General features: G+C 49.8%; 1 protein-coding gene. It reads right to left on the reverse strand.

Annotated features, from left to right (window positions below; translation table 11 throughout):
* Positions 1-43 precede the first annotated feature (43 nt).
* The coding region (locus VB741_RS20190) for a leucine-rich repeat domain-containing protein (protein WP_323367004.1) at positions 44-1,843 on the reverse strand (1,800 nt) is incomplete at its 5' end.

Raw genomic sequence — 1,843 nt, forward strand, 5'->3', positions numbered from 1 at the left:
AAGCGTTTACTCATTTTCGCATTCAGCATGAAACTGAACGCCTTTATCCACACCGAAACCTACTCGGTGCAGTCGATTGGCCCCTGTTTGCTTGAGTTAGAGCGCGAGACCGGTTACGCCCGTAGTCCTTTGGGTCTAACAGTCGGTTGAGACAGTCAATTTCTAGTTCGCCGTTGGTTGCGGTGAGGCCATGGTCATTGAGCAGAGTGTAGATGCCGTTGGTGACCCAGCGGGGATTGAGGACGTGGGTGTCGCGGAGGCGGCCATCGTCTTTGTAGTTGAGGGCAATGCCGAGGTGATGGAGATGGACGGCTAATGAGTTCTGGGCACCGGATTCGGTTTCTCCATCGGCTTGGCAAATTTCTCGGTATTTTTCGAAGGAAATGTAGTTGTTGGCCATGGTTGACAGGCGCTTTTTGATCTCAAACCAACTGCCGGGGAACGGGTCCCGCAGGTGTTCTAGCCGGTCTGTTTCTCTTTCAATGGCTGCTCGTAGGGTATCCGTAGCGATTTCTGCTTCACAGTCAGTCTGGATGAACTCGCGGATATTGGGAAACTTTTGCTGCAGGGCGCGGCGGTTGACATCAAAGGGGTGTTCTGCCACTTTATTGAGCACAACGATGATGGGGGAATCTCCCCCAAAGCTTTGGATTAGCTCTAGCCAGTATTCGGCATCGTTGTCCTCATGGCCTTGGCGACCGTTGAGTACTAGTAAATAGAGGCTACGTTCGGTGAGGAAAAACTGGTGGGTAGAGTGCATGATCTCTTGACCCCCAAAGTCCCATACATGGAGGGTGATGTCTTCGGTCTGGTGAAGTTTTAGCGGCCACTGGGTAATGTTAATGCCCTCGGTTTTCTTAGAGTCTGGGTCAAACGTGCCGTGGATCAGGCGGTTTGCCAGGGAGGTTTTGCCCACAGCGCCGAAGCCTACAAGGATTAGTTTTGCTTCGTTGAGAGGTTGGTGATCGGTCTGGATGCGGAAGTAATAGTTGAGAATATCGGCTGGTTTGGCAGGTGTCGCGCCATCGTTAACTGCTTGATATGTTGGCCCTAGGATCTCATCTGAAATATTTAAAGACGGATTATTGTGCAGCAACAATGCTTTCAGTTTGGGAAGTTGTTCTAGAAAATTAGGTAGAGTTTTTAGGTTGTTGTCATTGAGATCTATCCTTTCTAAGTTGGTGAGTTTAAGAATAAAGTCTGGGACAGAGGTAAGTTGATTTTGGTCGAGGTCAAGGTCTGTGAGGTTGTTGAGTTGCCCGAGTTCTTTGGGCACAGCGGTGAGTTGATTTTGGTCGAGGTAAAGGGATGTGAGGTTGTTGAGTTGCCCGAGTTCTTTGGGCACAGCGGTGAGTTGATTTTGGTCGAGGTAAAGGGATGTGAGGTTGTTGAGTTGCCCGAGTTCTTTGGGCACAGAGGTGAGTTGATTTTGGTAGAGGTAAAGGGATGTGAGGTTGTTGAGTTGCCCGAGTTCTTTGGGCACAGAGGTGAGTTGATTTTGGTAGAGGGAAAGGGATGTGAGGTTGTTGAGTTGCCCGAGTTCTTTGGGCACAGAGGTGAGTTGATTATGGGAGAGGGAAAGGGATGTGAGGTTGTTGAGGTGCCCGAGTTCTTTGGGCACAGAGGTGAGTTGATTGTGGTCGAGGTAAAGGGATGTGAGGTTGTTGAGTTGCCCGAGTTCTTTGGGCACAGAGGTGAGTTGATTTTGGTAGAGGTAAAGGGATGTGAGGTTGTTGAGTTGCCCGAGTTCTTTGGGCACAGAGGTGAGTTGATTTTGGTAGAGGGAAAGGGATGTGAGGTTGTTGAGTTGCCCGAGTTCTTTGGGCACAGAGGTGAGTTGATT

It is taken from the genome of Leptothoe sp. PORK10 BA2 (assembly GCF_034932105.1).
Classification (GTDB): Bacteria; Cyanobacteriota; Cyanobacteriia; order Phormidesmidales; family Phormidesmidaceae; genus Leptothoe.